14 protein-coding genes are annotated in these 16,175 nt (G+C 66.4%); 3 read left to right on the top strand and 11 right to left on the bottom strand.

Annotated features, from left to right (window positions below):
* Position 1 precedes the first annotated feature (1 nt).
* Together iolD and HY058_13675 are read left to right on the top strand one after the other, a co-directional pair.
* A complete protein-coding gene (iolD, locus tag HY058_13680) occupies positions 2 to 1,816 on the top strand; it encodes a 3D-(3,5/4)-trihydroxycyclohexane-1,2-dione acylhydrolase (decyclizing) (protein ID MBI3498347.1) in 1,815 nt (604 codons plus the stop codon).
* A 35-nt stretch (positions 1,817 to 1,851) separates the two neighbouring features.
* Entirely contained in the window at positions 1,852 to 2,433 is a 582-nt protein-coding gene (locus tag HY058_13675) for a glutathione S-transferase family protein (protein MBI3498346.1), read from the top strand.
* A 503-nt stretch (positions 2,434 to 2,936) separates the two neighbouring features.
* Here HY058_13675 and HY058_13670 read toward each other — a convergent pair.
* From HY058_13670 to HY058_13650, 5 genes are all read right to left on the bottom strand, one after another.
* Positions 2,937 to 4,007, bottom strand: coding sequence for an ABC transporter ATP-binding protein (locus tag HY058_13670; GenBank protein MBI3498345.1), 1,071 nt, complete (start codon positions 4,005 to 4,007; stop codon positions 2,937 to 2,939).
* A 13-nt stretch (positions 4,008 to 4,020) separates the two neighbouring features.
* Positions 4,021 to 6,156, bottom strand: coding sequence for an iron ABC transporter permease (locus HY058_13665; GenBank protein MBI3498344.1), 2,136 nt, complete (start codon positions 6,154 to 6,156; stop codon positions 4,021 to 4,023).
* Positions 6,157 to 6,241: 85 nt separating this feature from the next.
* Positions 6,242 to 7,288 carry an ABC transporter substrate-binding protein gene (locus HY058_13660; protein MBI3498343.1) on the bottom strand — a complete coding sequence of 349 codons (1,047 nt, stop codon included), beginning with the start codon at positions 7,286 to 7,288 and terminating at the stop codon, positions 6,242 to 6,244.
* Between the two features lie 217 nt (positions 7,289 to 7,505).
* A complete protein-coding gene (locus tag HY058_13655; protein MBI3498342.1) occupies positions 7,506 to 8,327 on the bottom strand; it encodes an inositol monophosphatase in 822 nt (273 codons plus the stop codon).
* An 8-nt stretch (positions 8,328 to 8,335) separates the two neighbouring features.
* The gene (locus HY058_13650; protein ID MBI3498341.1) at positions 8,336 to 9,370 is read right to left on the bottom strand and encodes a response regulator; all 1,035 of its coding nucleotides are present in this window, start codon (positions 9,368 to 9,370) and stop codon (positions 8,336 to 8,338) included.
* Positions 9,371 to 9,843: 473 nt separating this feature from the next.
* Here HY058_13650 and HY058_13645 point away from each other — a divergent pair, with 473 nt between their 5' ends.
* Positions 9,844 to 10,122, top strand: a complete 279-nt coding sequence (locus HY058_13645) for a hypothetical protein (protein MBI3498340.1) — start codon at positions 9,844 to 9,846, stop codon at positions 10,120 to 10,122.
* Between the two features lie 110 nt (positions 10,123 to 10,232).
* On the opposite strand, the gene HY058_13640 is transcribed toward HY058_13645, so the two are convergent.
* The 6 genes from HY058_13640 to HY058_13615 form a co-directional block, all read right to left on the bottom strand.
* A complete protein-coding gene (locus HY058_13640) occupies positions 10,233 to 10,589 on the bottom strand; it encodes a carbohydrate ABC transporter permease (GenBank protein MBI3498339.1) in 357 nt (118 codons plus the stop codon).
* Positions 10,522 to 11,160, bottom strand: coding sequence for a hypothetical protein (locus HY058_13635; protein ID MBI3498338.1), 639 nt, complete (start codon positions 11,158 to 11,160; stop codon positions 10,522 to 10,524). The genes HY058_13640 and HY058_13635 overlap by 68 nt, the downstream gene beginning before the upstream one ends.
* A 112-nt stretch (positions 11,161 to 11,272) precedes the next feature.
* A complete protein-coding gene (locus HY058_13630) occupies positions 11,273 to 13,330 on the bottom strand; it encodes a TRAP transporter large permease subunit (GenBank protein MBI3498337.1) in 2,058 nt (685 codons plus the stop codon).
* Positions 13,331 to 13,370: 40 nt separating this feature from the next.
* Positions 13,371 to 14,378 carry a DctP family TRAP transporter solute-binding subunit gene (locus tag HY058_13625; protein ID MBI3498336.1) on the bottom strand — a complete coding sequence of 336 codons (1,008 nt, stop codon included), beginning with the start codon at positions 14,376 to 14,378 and terminating at the stop codon, positions 13,371 to 13,373.
* 146 nt (positions 14,379 to 14,524) lie between these two features.
* Complete coding sequence (gene tam / locus HY058_13620; protein ID MBI3498335.1) at positions 14,525 to 15,295, bottom strand: trans-aconitate 2-methyltransferase; 771 nt, start codon at positions 15,293 to 15,295, stop codon at positions 14,525 to 14,527.
* An 11-nt stretch (positions 15,296 to 15,306) separates the two neighbouring features.
* Positions 15,307 to 16,059, bottom strand: coding sequence for an SDR family oxidoreductase (locus HY058_13615; GenBank protein MBI3498334.1), 753 nt, complete (start codon positions 16,057 to 16,059; stop codon positions 15,307 to 15,309).
* Positions 16,060 to 16,175: the final 116 nt, after the last annotated feature.

Genomic DNA, 16,175 nt, shown 5'->3' with positions numbered 1-16,175 from the left:
CATGCCGACCATCCGGCTCACCATGGCGGAAGCCATCCTACGCTACCTGGCCCAGCAGCAGGTGGAGATCGGGCGCAGCAGGGTGCCGCTGTTCGGCGGCGTCTTTGCCATCTTCGGTCACGGCAATGTCGCCGGCATGGGGCCGGCGCTCCACGCCAACCGGCAGAGTCTGCCGACCTTGCGCGCGCACAACGAGCAGGCGATGGCGATGGCCGCCATCGCCTATGCCAAGACCCATGCCAGGCGCCGGATGATGGCCTGCACCAGCTCGGTCGGGCCCGGCGCCACCAACATGGTCACCGCCGCCGCCGTCGCCCATCTCGACCGGCTCCCCGTCTTGTTCCTGCCCGGCGACATCTTCGCCTCGCGCCGACCCGACCCGGTCCTGCAGCAGGTCGAGGATTTCGGCGATGGGACGATCAGCGCCAATGATTGCTTCAAGCCGGTGTCGCGCTATTGGGATCGGCTGACCCGGCCGGAGCAGATCCTGGAATGCCTGCCGCAAGCCATCCGCGTGCTCACCGACCCGGTCGATTGCGGCCCGGTCACGCTCGCCTTGCCCCAGGACGTGCAGGCGGAAAGCTACGACTATCCCCGCGAATTCTTCCGGCCCCGGCTGCATCGGTTGCGCCGGCCCGAGCCCGATCGCGGCGAGCTCGCCGACGCGCTGATGCTCCTCAAGGCGGCGCGCCGGCCTCTGGTGATCGCCGGCGGCGGGGTCAAATACTCCCAGGCTGAGCGCCGTCTCGCCGACCTCGCAGCGTCTCGGGGACTCCCGGTGGGCGAGACCCAGGCCGGCAAGGGCAGCCTCGCCTGGGACGACCCCGCCAATGTCGGCGCCATCGGCGTCACCGGTGCGGCTTCCGCCAATCAGCTCGCCGCGGAGGCCGACGTGGTGCTTGCCGTCGGCACGCGGCTGAGCGATTTCACCACCGGCTCGCGGGCACTCTTTCGCAATCCGAACATGCGCCTCATCCAGCTCAATGTCGGCAGCTTCGATTCAGCCAAGCACGGTGCCTTGCCGCTGGTCGCGGATGCCGAGCGGGGCATCGCCGCCTTGGGCAGGGGTCTCGGTCGCTGGAAGGCGCCGTCGGGATGGACGGCGCGCGCGCGCCGCCTCGCCCGTGCCTGGTGGAGGGATGTCGCCCGGCTGACGCAACCGCCGAGCCGAGGCCTGCCCAGCGACGGCCAGGTTCTGGGGGCGGTCAATCGGGCCGCCGGCCGCGCCAGCATCATGGTGTGCGCCGCGGGCGGCTTGCCGGGCGAGCTGCACAAGCTCTGGCGTGCCGAGGACGCCAAGCAGTACCACCTGGAATACGGTTTCTCCTGCATGGGCTACGAGATCGCCGGCGGTCTCGGCGCCAAGCTCGCGGCACCCGAGCGCGAGGTCTATGTGCTGGTGGGCGACGGCAGCTACCTCATGCTCAACTCCGAGATCGCCACCTCAGTGGCGCTCGGCGCTAAGCTCATCATCGTGCTCCTCGACAATCGCGGCTTCGGCTGCATCCACCGCCTGCAGCAGGCAACCGGCGGCGCCCGCTTCAACAACCTCCTGGGTGCGGCCGATCCCGATATCGATTTCGTGCTGCATGCGCGAAGCCTGGGTGCCCAATCCGAGAAGGTCGCCGACATCGCGGCGCTGGAGGCGGCCCTCGCCCGCGCCAAGCGGGCCAAGCGGACGAGCGTGATCGTGATCGATACCGATCCCCATCGCGGCACCGCCGAGGGTGGAGCCTGGTGGGACGTTCCGGTCGGCGAGCGCACGCGGGCAGCCAGCGACTATCGACGGGCGCGCAAGCGGCAGCGGCTCGCGTAGATCCGTACTGTGGGACCTCAATCGGAGGAACGCCAATGCTGACGCTCTACTTCGATCCGGGAACGAGCTCGATGGCGCCGCACATCGCGCTCAACGAGATCGGCCAACCGTTCGAGCGCCGGCCGATCTCGCTTGCGAAGAAGGAGAACCGCGCGCCCGCCTATCTGGCGCTCAATCCGGAAGGCAAGGTCCCGACCCTGCTGATCGATGAACGCCCGCTGACCGAAGTCGCCGCGATCCTGTTCTATCTGGCGAAGCGCTACCCCGCGGCGGCTTTGCTGCCCGAAGGCGATAGCGAAGCGGAAGCGCAGGCGATTTCGTGGATGTCGTTCCTTGCCGCCGCGGTCCATCCGGCGCGACGACAGGGGATCGACCATGCCCGCGCCGTGTACGCCATGGCCGACCAGCGCTTGGGGAACCGGGAGTGGGCGCTCGGGCGCTACTCGATCGCCGACATCCACCTCTTTCGCCTGTATTGGCGCTTCCGCAACTCGCTCAATCCGGCGCAAGGCGAGTTCACCAACCTCTCCCGCCACTACGAGCGCATGATGGCCCGCCCTGCCGTACAACGCACCTGCGAGATCGAAGCGGCGATCGGCTACGAGCTGCCGGCTTAGAAGCGCAGCCGTCCCACTGGATGCTTAAATAAATCTGCGATCACCGCTCAAATGCGGCGGAATGGACATGTTTCATTAAGGAAGATTTCACCTTTGTGCGTCGGACTAGACACCTCTAGAGCGACTAGCATGGCTCGTGTGATGGAGAGGGCACCCGAAACCGGGAGCATGAGCGATGAGCGACTATGCCGATGCGGGACCGGAGCCTAGCCTCGCGGAGATGATTGCCGACCCTGTCATGCAGGCGGTGATGCTGCGCGACCGTGTCACTGAGGAGGCCTTGTGGGGCTTTCTTCGCCAAGCCTGGCTGGGCTTGACGGAACGGGCTGCGATGCAGGCGACCCAGGACGCCGGCCGGGGATCGGGTGCCTCCGGCACTGCGGGCGGGACCGTGCCCAGCCAATTTGCGTCACCGTGCGCGACAGGCGGCGTGCAGCGCCGGTTGCGATCACGCTCCCGGCCAAGCACCGCATTGGCACCAGTCAGAGTCTAGGCGCCGCTGCCTACCGCTCCGGCACCAGGGTCATGCCGTGATCGGCGAAAGAGAGCCAAAGATCCGTGCCGGTGGCGAACGGATGGGCGATGCGGCGGTCGATCACGAATAGCTCGCCCAGCGCGGTCTCGACCGAATACTCCATGTGGGTCCCGAGATAGGCGGCCTTGGCGATGCGGCCCCGGAGCGCGTCCTCATTGGGTTGGTCGACGGCGAGCAGCAGCGACTCCGGCCGAACCGCGATGTGGGCTTTGCCGTTCCTGGCGCCGCGCGCCGGCAATTCGAGCTCGATCGGCCCGAGGCGAACCCGCGCCTGATTGCCGACGATCGCTTCGATCTCCACGGCGATGATGTTGGCATCGCCGATGAAGTCGGCGACGAACAGATTGGCCGGCTCCTCATAGAGCTCCCGAGGAGAGCCATGCTGGGCGATGGCGGCGTTCGACATGACGATCACCTGGTCGGAGACCGCGAGCGCCTCCTGCTGGTCGTGGGTGACATAGACCACGGTCAGATCGAGGCTCCGCTGCAAGGCACGGATGTCTTCGCGCACTTGGCGCCGGAGCTTGGCATCGAGATTGGAGAGCGGTTCGTCGAACAAGAGGACCTGCGGCTCCAAGACCAGCGCGCGGGCGACCGCGACGCGCTGCTGCTGGCCGCCCGACAGCTCGGAAGGCATGCGCCGCTCGAGCCCGGACAAGCCCACCAGCTCGAGCTTCTCCAGCGCCATGTCGTGCGCCTTGGCCTTGCGCTCGCCGGACGCGATCGGCCCGTAGGCGACGTTCTCCAGCACGCTCATATGGGGAAACAGCGCGTAGGACTGGAACACCATGCTGACGTCGCGCTCGGCGGCCGAAAGCCGCGTCACGTCGCGGCCGCCGATCAGGATCTGGCCCTCGCTGGCGATCTCTAGGCCGGCGACCAGGCGCAGGGTGGTGGTCTTGCCGCAGCCCGACGGTCCCAGGAGCGTCGCCAAACTGCCGGGCTCGACCGTGAACGATACGGCGTTCACCGCGACGATCTGCCCGTAGCGCTTGGTGACGCCACGAAACTCGACCGATGCCGGTCCCGATTTGCTCATGCCGCACCTGCGCTCATGCTGCACCTGCCAGGCCGAGATCGCCGAGGCCGCGCCGGCCCAGACGCCGCTTGCCCACCACAAGCTGGATCACCACGATCGCCAAGGCCATGACCAGGATCAAGACCGAGGAGTAGGCGATCGCCAGCGCGATCTCGCCCGCCTCCACGCGATTGACGATGTAGGAGGTCGCCATGTTGTAGCGGGCGCTCACCAGGAAGATGATGGCGCTGACCGCGGTCATGGCGTGCACGAAGCTGAACACCAAGGTCGCCACCACCGCCGGACGCAGGAGCGGCAGGATCACCCGCCGCAAGGTCATCGTGGTGCGGGCGCCCAAGGTGAGCGAGGCCTCATCCAGGCTGCGGTCGATCTGGCTCAAGGCGGCGAGCCCGGCGCGCACGCCCACGGGCATGTTCCGGAACACGAAGCAGATGACGAGGATGAGCGCGGTGCCGGTGATCTCGATCGGCGGCACATTGAAGGCGATGATGTAGCTGACGCCGATGACGGTGCCGGGAATGGCGAAGCTCAGCATGGTGCCGAACTCGAAGAAACGCTGCCCGGCGAAGCGCTGGCGGGAGAGGAGATAGGCGGTCAATAGCCCCATGGCGGCGGTGAGCGGGGCGGAGATGGCGGAGACCTCGAGCGTGGTCCAGAACGAATCCCAGGCCGAGCCCGAGAACAACAGGCCGCGCTCCGTCGTCTCGACATTGAAGGCGGTGATGAAATGCCGCCAGGTGACGGTGTAGTCGGCCCGCCCGATGTCGCGCACGAAGCCGCCGATGAGGATGATCGCGTAGACGACGAGGGTGAAGGCGACCCAGGGGAGCGTGGTCAGATAGCACGCCCAGGAGATGCCGCGGGGCAGCGGCGTCGGCAGGCCGGAATCGCCCTTGCCGGTCACGGTCACGTAGACGCGCTTGCCCAGCCACTGGTTCTGCAGCCAAAAAGCGCCAAGGGTAAAGCACAAGAGCACGACGGCCAGCACCGCGGCGCGTCCGGGATCGTGCTGGGCGCCGACCACGGCGAAGAAGATCTTGACCGAGAGCACGTCGAAATTGCCGCCGAGCACCAAGGGATTGCCGAAATCCGCCATGCTCTCGACGAAGCCCAGCAGCGCCGCATTGGCAACCCCGGGGCGGATGAGCGGCCAGGTGACGGTGCGGAAGCAGTGCCAGCGGCTGGCGCCCAAAGTCTGCGTCGCCTCCTCGAGCGACGGGCCGACGCCTTCGAGCACGCCGATCAGCACCAGGAAGGCGAGCGGGGTCTGGGAGAGGAGCTGAGAGATGAGCACGCCCGGCAGGCCATAGATCCAGCGCGAGCGCCCGAGCCCGAACAAGGCATCGAGCCAGCCGGTGACGAGCCCGGTGCGGCCGAACAGCACGATGATGGCGAGGCTGATGACGAAGGGTGGGGTGATGATCGGCAGCACCGTCATCGCCCTCAGCAGTCGCTTGTAGCGAAACGCCGAGCGGACGGCGACCAAGGCGAAGGCGAGGCCGAGCAAGGTCGAGCCGAGCCCGGCCAGGATCGCCAGCACCACCGTGTTGAACGCGACCCCGCAGCGGAGCTCGCTGTAGAGGCAGTCCATGCCCCAGATGTCGCGGACGAGAATGCGCCGGACGAACAGGCCCGGCACGAAATTTCCGTCATTGTCCTGGAGCGCGCTCGCCAGCGCGCGGCCCACGGGAAAGAACACGAAGAGGCCGATCAGCAGCACCGCGGCGAGGATGGCGCCGACGACGAAGCCGTCGCCCCGGCAGGCGCCGTGCTGGGCAAGCCCGTAGGCGAGGAAGGCCAACAAGGAAGCGACGACGACGACCGCACCCCAGCCGAGCCCGGCCTGGCCTTGGGCGATCGGCCCGCCCAGACCCGCCAGCACGCCGATGAGCGGGCCCTTGAGGCCGATGAGGAAGCCCTGGCCGAAGGTCCAGAGGAGCCCGAGCCCGCCCGACCAGGCGAGCGTGCTGGCGAGGATGCGGTCGCCGGCCGGGCGCCGCATGACCAGGAGCGGCGCCAAGAGGGCGAGCCCGATCGGCAGAAGCCAGCCATGCCCCTCGAGGAGCCCCAGCCCGAGCGCCGGCATCGCTTCAGCAGGCTGGGGATACTGCCCGAGCCAGCGGAAGCTCCAGAAGCCCGCGTCGAGCATGTGCCATGGCAGGACCGCAAAGCCGATCCAGCCCGCGAGGCACCATAAAAAATGCCGACGGTTCACGTCGAGCGCGGGCGGCCCGTCACTTCGGCAGCGACTTCACCTCTTTGTCCCAGCGCGCCAGCAAGCCGCCGCGCACCGCCGAGGAGCCGTATTTGGCGAAATCGTAGGCGATGAGCTTGATCTCGGAGAATTTCGGCGCCTGCGGCGGGGTCTTGGCGTTCTTGTTCGACGGCACCTGATAGGCCTTGGCCTCGGCGCCGATCCCTTGCGCCTCGGGGGTCAAGGCCCAGTCGTACCACTTCTTCGCGTTGGCGAGGTTGCGGGCCCCTTTGACGATGCTCATCGAGCCGATCTCGTAGCCGGTGCCCTCGCAAGGGGCCACCACTTTGAGCGGCGCGCCGGCAACGGCTTCGGTCACGCCGTCATGCATGAAGGTGATGCCGATCAAGCTCTCGCCGGTGGCCGCGGCCCGGGCCGGAGCCGCGCCGGACTTGGTGTATTGATTGATGTTGCGATGCAGCTTCTTCATGTAGTCGAAGGCCGGCTCCTCGCCCATGAGCTGCACCATGGTCGCCAGCATCGTATAGGAGGTTCCCGAGGAGTTCGGGTCGGCGACCTGCACCTCGTCCTTGAATGCGGGGTTCAAGAGATCGGCCCAGCATTTCGGCTCGGGCGCGGCCTTCTTCTTCAAGAGCTCGGTGTTGAAGCTGAAGCCGAGGGCGCCGGAATAGATGCCGACGGTGCGGAACTTCGCCTGCTCGGCCTGACGCACCGCCCAATCCTGCAGCTGGCTCAGCATCGCGGAGTGATATTCCTCGGTCAGCCCCTCTTCGGCGGCTTGCAGATGCGGATCGCCGGTGCCGCCCCACCAGACATCGCCGCGCGGATTGGCGGCTTCCGCCTTGAGCTGGGCATAGATCTCCCCGGAGCTCTTGCGGGTCATCGCCACCTTGACGCCGGTCGCGCGCTCGAAGGCGGCGACCATCGGCCGGCACCACTCCTCCTGCACACCGCAATAAACGGTGAGATCGCCTTGGGCGCGCGCTTGCGTCGTCGGGAGCGCCAACCCAGCGGCCAGCAGCGCCAAGCCGCAGCAGCGGCGGAATTGCGAACGCGATCGTGTCATGGCCCTCAAATCCTCCCGTCACGAGCCGCCCCTGATCCGAGGCCGCGTGTTTCAATTTTATGACAGGGAGGCTAGCACCGCAGCACCGCAGCGGTCCAGAAGCGGACGACGCGGGGAAGGCGTCTCATCCCAGGCCTCTCCGCGTGGGACAAGATGGCGAAGCCGGCGTCGTCGCGAACCTTCACCTCTCCCCATGGGCGAGGGAGGAAGACGGTGACTAGCGCTCGATGCCGGTCGCCTTCTGCATGGCCGCGGCCAGGGCGGGTGTGGCCGCCAGCACCGGGTTGCCTTCCGTCAGCCCATTGCCGGCGAGGAAGTCGTTGGTCCAGCCGCCGGCTTCCTCGATCATGATCAGGCCAGCCAAGCAATCCCAGGAGTTGATGTGGAGCTCGGCATAGCCGTCCGAGCGGCCGTCGGCGACATAGGCGAGACCGAGCGCACCGGAACCGGCGCGCCGGAAGCTGCCGCCCGCCGTCACCACCCGCTCCATGACTGCCGTGTAGGTTTGCATCGGCCGGCGCTTCGACCATCCGAGCTCGACGATCGCCTGGGCCATGTCCTTGGTGGCGCTCACTTGCATCTTGCGGCCGTTGCAGGCGGCGCCGGCGCCGCGGCGGGCGGCGAAAAGCTCGTCGGTGATCGGCTGATAGATGGCGCCGAGCTCGACCTTGCCGTTCCGCATATAGGCGATGGAGATGCAGAAATGCGGCACGCCGCGCGCGAAGTTGGCGGTACCGTCGATCGGATCGATCACCCAGAGCGACGGGGCCGGCCGGCCGCCGCCCTCCTCGCCCAGGAAGCCGTCGCCGGGAAAGGCCCGGCCGAGGCGCTCGATGATGGCGCGCTCGACCGCACCATCGGCCACGGTCAGATAGTCCTGGGGTCCCTTGAAGGTGAGCCCGAGAGAGGCCCGGTCGTAGAAATAAGTCCGCGCCAAGCGTCCGGCTTCGCGGATGACGCCGGCCAGCGCCAGCTCGCGGGCGTCCAGCTCGACCTTGTCGGCCGGGGTGACTGTTTCGGGTGTGCTCGCAACGCGCATGTGCCGCTTCACACGCCGGAGGAAGGGCTGGTTGCGTCGCGGCGAAACATGAGCTCGGCGCTGCGAACCGTCGCCACGATCGTTTGGCCGATACGGCCGCCATCGTCGAAAATGCGGCCGGTCAGCGCCGTCTTTAGCGCCAAGACGTGCGAGGCCAGAAAGCGCACGAGCCGCTGCGAGGGCCGATAGGCGCCGGAGGTGTAATGGTGCAGCGACTTCGCGACCGACGCCATGAGGGTCCACCCGGCGCTGGCGCAATCGGCCGCGATAGTCCACGCGGCGCGATTCATCCGCTTGAGGTGCTCGCCGGTCGCTTCCTGCTCCAGAGCGGCAAGCGACGCTTCCAAGACCCCCTGCTGCCGCTCGACCTTGCGGAAGGTTCTCCGCTGCACCGAGGCCCGGTTCCGCAGGGCGGCTTGCAGATGCTCGCGCGTGAGAAAGTCGCGAAAGCTGACGAGATCGGCGCCGGACACGCGGAGTCTGAGATAATCGAAGATGACGACCATTGTGTCGTCGCCGAGCTCATAATTGGTCGCGTCCTCGACGATGAGTACCGCGCTTGACGCCGTGATCCGTCGCTCATCCCGGATCGGCCGCTTCGCTCCTCGGCGCTCCGGGCCGATATAGGTCGGACTGATGATGAAGTTATGATAGGCGCTCCCCGCACCGTCGATGAACGCCGCTATGCGCCTTTGGGTCAGCGGCTTTTGCAGCAGCAGCCGCGTGCCGGCATTGACGATCTCGGTCGCGGCGGTCGAGGGCAGCGGCCCCTCATGCATCACAACCATGGGCACGTTCGGCCTTTGGCTGTCGCCGTAGGCGCGAGTCCACTTGACCAGCGTCGGTGCGTCCATGTCGGGCAGGTCCAACGCGGTGAAGACGAGGTCGAAGGGCCGTTCCGGGTCGGAAAGCTTCGGCGGCGCCGCCTCGGCCGTGGCCACCGATACGATCTCGGTCGCTCTGAGCGCGCTTGCGGTTCGCGTTATGAGCTCAACGGATGGCGGATCCGGATCGACGACCAGGATCCGGAATGGTTGCACCATGGATCTTCTTCCAGGTAATTCTCTGGCAAGACGTTGAAATCGCGGCCTTCGCCCGGATCTTTCGTTTGGCAAGGGCGGAGCGAAGAATAATCCGATCTTGTCGCATGAACAATTTGAATTTTTGTTGCTGACGGCCTCATTGACGGTCGTTGCGGCCAGCATCGATGCTTATGCCTGCGAACATGGTTGGCGGGTGGCATGAGCGGTCTCACATCAAGGTCCCATTCACAGCCGCGCGAAGGCAGGGCACCAGACGAGCGTCCCGGTCTCGGGGCGTCGAAACTCCGCATCGTCCAGGCGGTTTCTCCCAAGGAACCGGAGCCGGCGATGCTGCTCGAAGTCGCGGAACGCTTCGCGCTTCTCAACCTCATGGGTCAGCGCAGCGCCTATGCGCGACGACCGGCCCAACCGCGACGCGCCCGCACGAACCGGCAAATAACGCTTGCCGGGATGCGGTCGGTCGGGGGCTCCCGATGAGCCTCGCGAGCGCAAGCCCGCCCGCAGGCAATTTTGCGGCGATCGTCCGGGCGGATGCGGAGCTCGAGGCCGAGATCGTCGAAATCGACCGGATGCTGGAGAGCCAAAGCGCCTGGCTCACGCCTCGCTGTCGCACGGCCTTGCTCAGCGCGCGCGAGGTGTTGGTTCACGCATTGGAGCGGCGAAAGGACTACTGGCCGCCCGTGCGGAGGCCCGAGCGCGACGCCGGCGATCATGCCTTCTCTGTCCGGGAACGTGAGCGCTCGAGCGCTTAGGCTGACTTGCAGCGACGATTCGCTGGCTTTCGCCTCTCTCGAGAAGGCGGGGTAGTGTCGTGTCCCGGAAGTTCCTTACCGCCAGTGCCGTCTTCGCCCACGGGTCGCCCTCATCCTTCGACACGCTCAGGATGAGGGTGGTGTGCGTGGAACAAAGGAAAAACCTCATCCTGAGCGTGTCGAAGGATGAGGTTGCCGAAGCACCCATGGCGGCGATCCAAGGCGATCGGCAGGACGACGCTCCAGAAGATCCGGAATTCTCCGGCGCCGTCGAGCCGTGCCGCCTCCAGGAGATCGTCCGGCACGGTCAGCATGTATTGCCGCACCAGCAGACGGTGCGCCTCATGCTTTGGCGAGACGATCGCGAATCCGTCGACGGCAGCCTCGTCCGACCGGGGGCTATCCGCTCCACGGCGTGCGTTCGAGGGCGCGCTCATAGTCCGCACGGGTGTGCACGGGCTCGCCATGCGAGACGATCACCAGCTCGAAGGGGAGCTCGAGCAGGGCGCGGAGCGCCGGCAAGGCTCGTTCCCGATGCCACGGTGTCGCCCAGACCCTGAGCTCTCCCCCCGGTGCCGTCAGCGCGTCGGCGAAGACGAGGGTGCGCTGCTCCGGCAGCCACAGAGGCGTCTCGTTACGGCCCCGTCCATCGTATTGGGCGATGATCCCTCCGGGAAGTCGGCTACCGGGGTAGATGGGCTCCAACCGGGTCTCTGGGATGTCGTCGCGATCGAAGCGATCCGGGCCGAAGGCCCGGGCCTTGTAGCGGCGTACAAATTGATCGACGTGGCGGACGTGATCCGGCTTGAGAACGATGGCGACCGTCGGCGGGCGCGCGTCAAGCCGCTCCCACACCGCAACAGTGCCAGCGGGCGGTGCCAGCGGATCCAGGACCAGGATCTCGCCCCCCGACTCGACGCAGGTCGACGCCACGCGCGGCTCCCAGCCCTGATTCGGTTTCCAATCAGGATGATGGAGGCTCCATATCCACAGGCCCGGCGCCACATCGCGGACCTCGACCGGTGTGTCCTGCTGCATCTGGCCTGCCTCTCATCAGTCTCGCAATCCGCCGAGGGGAACCGCAGAGGGACCTCGCTATCGGTTCGACAATCTGCAAGGGGGTCGGTCTACGCCGAGGACGGCGCGCGTCTCATCGCATCCCGAGCAGCGCCGGTAGAAACAGCGTCAGACCCGGCCAATAGGTCACCAGCACGAGGAACACCAGCATGGTCGCGAGCCACGGCAGGACCGCGATGGTGAGCTCGGTGATCCCCATCCGGGCGATGCCCGAGGCGACATAGAGATTGAGGCCGACCGGCGGATGGCACAAGCCGATCTCCATGTTCACGGTGATGATGATGCCGAAATGGATCGGGTCGATGCCGAGCTTCATCGCCACCGGAAACAGGATCGGCGCCATGATCAGGATGATGGATGACGGCTCCATCACGTTGCCGGCAAGCAGCAGCAGGACGTTGACCACGAGCAGGAAGCTGACCCAACCCAGCCCCTGATCGATCATCCACTGCGCCATGATTTGCGGGATGTTCTCGTAGGTCATCAGGAACGAGAACAGCACGGCGTTGGTGATGATGTAGAGCAGCATCGCGCTCATGTTCGCCGAGGCGAGCAGGACCCGCGGCACTTCGCTGAGCTTGAGGTCCTTATAGACGTAGACGGCGATGACGAACGCGTAGACGGCACTCATCGCGGCGGCTTCGGTGGGCGTGAACACGCCCGAATAGATGCCGCCGATGACGATGACGATCAGCAGCAGCCCCCAGGCGGAATCGCGAAACGTCCGAAAGCGGCGGCTGAAGGTTGCCTTGGCGGACCTGGGGTAGCCGGCGCGCCAGGCGCGGTACCAGGTGGTGACGCCCAGCATGGTCGCCAGCACGATGCCCGGAACGATCCCGGCGATGAAGAGCTTGCCGATCGAGGTGTTGGTGGAGACCGCGTAGAGCACCATGGCGATCGACGGCGGAATGAGAATTCCAAGCGCCCCGGCGGTGGTGACCACGCCCGCGCCGAAGCGCTTGGGGAAGCCCTGCGCCACCATCGCCGGCAACATCACCGAGCCGATCGCGACCACCGTCGCCGGCGAGGAGCCGGATACCGCCGCAAACAGCGCGCAGGCCAGAACCGCACCGAGGCCGAGGCCGCCATGGTGATGCCCGACCATCGAGGTCGCGAAGTCGATCATGCGCCGCGCCACACCGCCATGGGTGAGGAAGTTGCCGGCGAGGATGAAGAACGGCACGGCCATGATCTCGAATCGCTCGATGCCGGTAAAAAGCTTGAGCGCCACCGAGGCGAGCGGCACGTCGGTCAAGGTGAACAGGAAGACGAGCACGGTCATGCCGAGCGCAATGGAGATCGGCATGCCGGTAAGCATGAGGGAGATCAGCAGCAGGAATACGAGCGCGGCGCGCACGCCCTGGGGAAATTCGACCACGCCCGTATGCTGCGCCAGGCACAAGAGGAAAATGAGGATCGGCGCCAGCATCATGGCCCAGCCGATCGCCTCGCCGCGCCGCCAGGGAGTCTTGGCGTCGGCCGCGGTCGCATCGCTCTCGATGCCCTCGACATGGGCGTGGTCGTGATGCGGGAGCATGCCGGTCTGGGCGAACGACCAGGCGACCTGCAGGAACCGGAAGCACATGAGCCCCGAGCCCAGCGGAATCGCCAGATAGACGATCCACATCGGCGCTTCCAGATCGTTCGAGGTCTGCCCGGTCAGATACATGCCGTGGACGAAGCTGGCGCCGAGCCCCGCCACGACGCCGGTGAACACGGCGCCGCTCAGCAAGCCGAACAGGACGACGTTCTTTCGCCGCTCCTCCGGCAGGCGGTTGACGAGCACGTCGACGCCGACATGGATGCCGGTGCGCACACCGTAGGCGGCGCCGAACTTCGCCATCCAAATGAACATGTAGATGCAGAGCTCTTGCGCCCAGGAGAGATCCCAATCGGCGAGCCAGACGAAAAGGCGCTCGAGGGCCGCCGCGAGCGACAGCCAGCCATGGGCGGCCGCCCATTTCGACACGTCGATCGCGCCCGAGGTACCGTAGCGGTGAACGACCGCGACGAAGATGATCACGGTCGCCGCCGCGATGAGGAAGGTGATGAGCCATTCCTCGAGATGGTCGAGCGAACGGAGCAGCGGACCGGCTAGGGCGCGCTTTGCGGAAACGCCGGCGACCGCCATGCCTGCGCTTGCTCCTCGAGGAGGTGCTGTCGGACTCGCCTCAGCCGCTACGATTGCGCTCGAGCAGCGCCAGGATCTCGCCGCCGACCCGCGATTCCGCCGTCTTGTAGACCGGCATCAGCGCCGCGACCCAGGCCTTGCGCTGATCGGCGGTGAGCTCGTGGATCTGGGTCTTGCCGCTGGCCTGGATCTCCTTCAAGGCGTCGGCGTTCTCCTTCTGGGCGATCGAGTTGGTGTAGTCGGTCGCGTCGTTCATGGCCTTCTCGAGCTGGCCGCGGATGTCGGCCGGCAGGCCCTCCCAGAATTTCGTATTGACGATCACCGCATATTGCAGATGCGCGTGCTGGGAGTTGGTGATGTGCTTCTGCACCTCGTGGAAGCGCTGGGTAAGGTAGTTGGACGGCGTGTTTTCGCAGGCGTCCACCACACCCGTCTGGAGGGCCTGGTAGACCTCCGAGAACGCCATGATCTGCGGTTGGGCGCCCATCTTGCGGAAATACATGTCGGCGATCTTCGAGCCGGAGATGCGGATCTTCAGGCCCTGGAAGTCGGCCGGCAGGAGCAAGGGCTTGTTGGCCGAGACCATGTGGAAGCCGTTGTCCCAGAATGCCAGGCCGGTGATGCCGGCGGGCTTCAGCTTGGCCATCAGGTATTTGCCGACCTCGCCCTTCACGACCTTGTCGTAGTTGGCGTCGTCGGCGAACACGAAGGGGAGGTCCATCGCCTCGAATTCCTTCGCTCCCAACGGCGCGAACTTCGCGGTCGAGGGGGCCAGCATCTGGACGGCGCCGAGCTGGAGGGCCTCGACCTCCTCCTTGTCCTTGTAGAGCTGCGAATTCGGATAGACCTCGATCTTGGCTTTGCCGTTCGTGTACTTCTCGGCAAGTTCCCTGAACTTGAGCGAGCCCTTGCCCTTCGGCGTGTCGTCGGCGACGACATGGCTGAACTTGATCATGATCGTTTGCTGCGCCCGGCTCCGCCGAGGCAACACGGTGGCGAGCGCGGCAGCACCCGTGATCGTTCCGAATCGACGCCGGGAAATGGTCATGGCGGCTAGCTCCTCCCTAAGGCTGCGCTGCGCATTGGTTCGCGCTTATCGTTGATTTCCACATACTAGGAAGTTCACCGGCGGCAGACAAGCAAGGGCTGCCGGCTAGGAGTCTGCCCAAATCCTAGGCATAGGCGCGTGGGTTGCTAGCGCATGGCGAGAATGAACAGCCGCGGGAACGCCAGCAGGACCCTTCCGTCGGTGCGGGGCTTGTAGTGCCGGGCCAGCTCCGCGGTATAGGCCGCGATATAGTCCTCGCGGGTCCGGCCTTCGAGCGCTGCCAGATAAGGCTGCAGGGACGATCCCTTGAACCATTCGACGATGCCCTCGGGCCCGGCCATGACGTGGTTGTAGACGGTGTGCCAGATGTCCAGGCGGGATGCGTGCGGCTTGAGGCGGTCATAGTAACCCTCGGGCGCGAGAAGGGCGGTGCGCGCCGCGCCGGACAGCGCCTTGTTGCTGGCCCAGGGCTCGCGCGACGCCACCTCGCGCATGAGGGCGATGGCCGGCTCCTCGGTATTGTCGGGCATCTGCACCGCCAGCACGCCGCCCTCAGGCAGGGTTTGCAGCAAGCGCTGCAGCACCGCCGGATGTTCCGGTAGCCATTGGAAGACCGCATTGGCGAACAAGAGATCGGTGCCGGCGTCCGGGACCCAGCTCTCGATCTCGGCTTGCATGAAGCGGCACTTCGGCAGCCTTTCCCGCGCCTTCTGCAGCATGTTCGGCGAGGAATCCATGCCGATGACCTCGGCCGCGGGGAATCGCTCGACCAGGAGCTCCGTCGAGTTCCCCGGTCCGCAGCCGAGATCGACCGCGCGCCTGACGCTGCCGAGCGGCACCTGCGCCAGGAGGTCGCGCGGCGGCCGCGTGCGCTCGTCTTCGAATTTGAGATACTGCTTGGCGTTCCAGTCGGACATCGGTTCAGTCCCTAGTACTGATAGCGCCGGAGCCCGCCGTCGACCGGAATGACCGTCCCGGTCATGTAGCGGGCCAAAGGCGAGGCGAGGAAGACGGCGAGGACGGCGAGGTCTTCGGGCTCACCGTACTCGCCCACCGGAATCTCCCGCTCCGCGAATTCGCGGCGCTCGGCTTCGGGATAGAGGCGCCGGATCTGCTCGGACATGATCCGGCCGGGCGCGATCGAGTTGACGGTGATGCCGTGCTTGCCGATCTCGCGGGACAAGCCCTTGGCCCAGGCATGCACCGCCGCCTTGGCGGCGAAGGCGGCGTTGATCCGATCCGGCTCGGACTTGCCGGTGATGTTGATGATGCGGCCCCACTTGCCCTGGATCATGCCGGGCAAGACGGCGTGGGTGATCTGGCGGAGCCGGGTGAAGTTGAGCATCAGCGCCTCGTCCCAGGCGGCGTCGGGCGCTTCCACGGGGATCGGACGGCTGCCGCCGGCGCTGTTGACCAGGATATCGATCCGGCCGAGCGCACGGACCGCCTCGTCGCGGATGCGGGAAGGCGACTCCGGCTGCATGACGTCGGCCACGATCAGTGACGGCTTGATGCCGCCGGCGGCCTCGATGCCCTTGGCGACCTCTTCCAGCAGCTCCTTGCGGCGGGCGACGAGCGCAATCCGTGCCCCTTCGGCCGCGAGGCCGATTGCGATGGCGCGCCCGATGCCCTGGCTGGCGCCGGTCACGAGCGCGGTGCGACCCTTGAGCTTGAGGTCCATGCTGTCTCCCGCTGGGGGTTGATTGGCCGATGCCGCAATCGGGGGCGAAGATGCAACGACGAGCGATCGATCGGTTAGGATAGCGCCACAGCGCCGCCCCATGCCAGGCCCCGCAC

It is taken from the genome of Pseudomonadota bacterium, from assembly GCA_016195085.1.
In the GTDB taxonomy this organism is placed as follows: domain Bacteria; phylum Pseudomonadota; class Alphaproteobacteria; order SHVZ01; family SHVZ01; genus JACQAG01.
Note: the sequence above shows the minus strand (reverse complement) of the source record. Positions and strands in the feature narration are given on the sequence as shown.

What these genes read in the sequence shown, in the direction of transcription:
- HY058_13635 (MBI3498338.1), bottom strand. Translation starts at nt 11,160, where the DNA reads ATGCAGCAGGACACACCGGTCGAGGTCCGCGATGTGGCGCCGGGCCTG.
- HY058_13665 (MBI3498344.1), bottom strand. Translation starts at nt 6,156, where the DNA reads ATGCTCGACGCGGGCTTCTGGAGCTTCCGCTGGCTCGGGCAGTATCCC.
- HY058_13645 (MBI3498340.1), top strand. Translation starts at nt 9,844, where the DNA reads ATGAGCCTCGCGAGCGCAAGCCCGCCCGCAGGCAATTTTGCGGCGATC.
- HY058_13675 (MBI3498346.1), top strand. Translation starts at nt 1,852, where the DNA reads ATGCTGACGCTCTACTTCGATCCGGGAACGAGCTCGATGGCGCCGCAC.
- HY058_13625 (MBI3498336.1), bottom strand. Translation starts at nt 14,378, where the DNA reads ATGACCATTTCCCGGCGTCGATTCGGAACGATCACGGGTGCTGCCGCG.
- HY058_13615 (MBI3498334.1), bottom strand. Translation starts at nt 16,059, where the DNA reads ATGGACCTCAAGCTCAAGGGTCGCACCGCGCTCGTGACCGGCGCCAGC.
- HY058_13660 (MBI3498343.1), bottom strand. Translation starts at nt 7,288, where the DNA reads ATGACACGATCGCGTTCGCAATTCCGCCGCTGCTGCGGCTTGGCGCTG.
- iolD (MBI3498347.1), top strand. Translation starts at nt 2, where the DNA reads ATGCCGACCATCCGGCTCACCATGGCGGAAGCCATCCTACGCTACCTG.
- tam (MBI3498335.1), bottom strand. Translation starts at nt 15,295, where the DNA reads ATGTCCGACTGGAACGCCAAGCAGTATCTCAAATTCGAAGACGAGCGC.
- HY058_13670 (MBI3498345.1), bottom strand. Translation starts at nt 4,007, where the DNA reads ATGAGCAAATCGGGACCGGCATCGGTCGAGTTTCGTGGCGTCACCAAG.
- HY058_13630 (MBI3498337.1), bottom strand. Translation starts at nt 13,330, where the DNA reads ATGGCGGTCGCCGGCGTTTCCGCAAAGCGCGCCCTAGCCGGTCCGCTG.
- HY058_13655 (MBI3498342.1), bottom strand. Translation starts at nt 8,327, where the DNA reads ATGCGCGTTGCGAGCACACCCGAAACAGTCACCCCGGCCGACAAGGTC.
- HY058_13650 (MBI3498341.1), bottom strand. Translation starts at nt 9,370, where the DNA reads ATGGTGCAACCATTCCGGATCCTGGTCGTCGATCCGGATCCGCCATCC.
- HY058_13640 (MBI3498339.1), bottom strand. Translation starts at nt 10,589, where the DNA reads ATGGCGAGCCCGTGCACACCCGTGCGGACTATGAGCGCGCCCTCGAAC.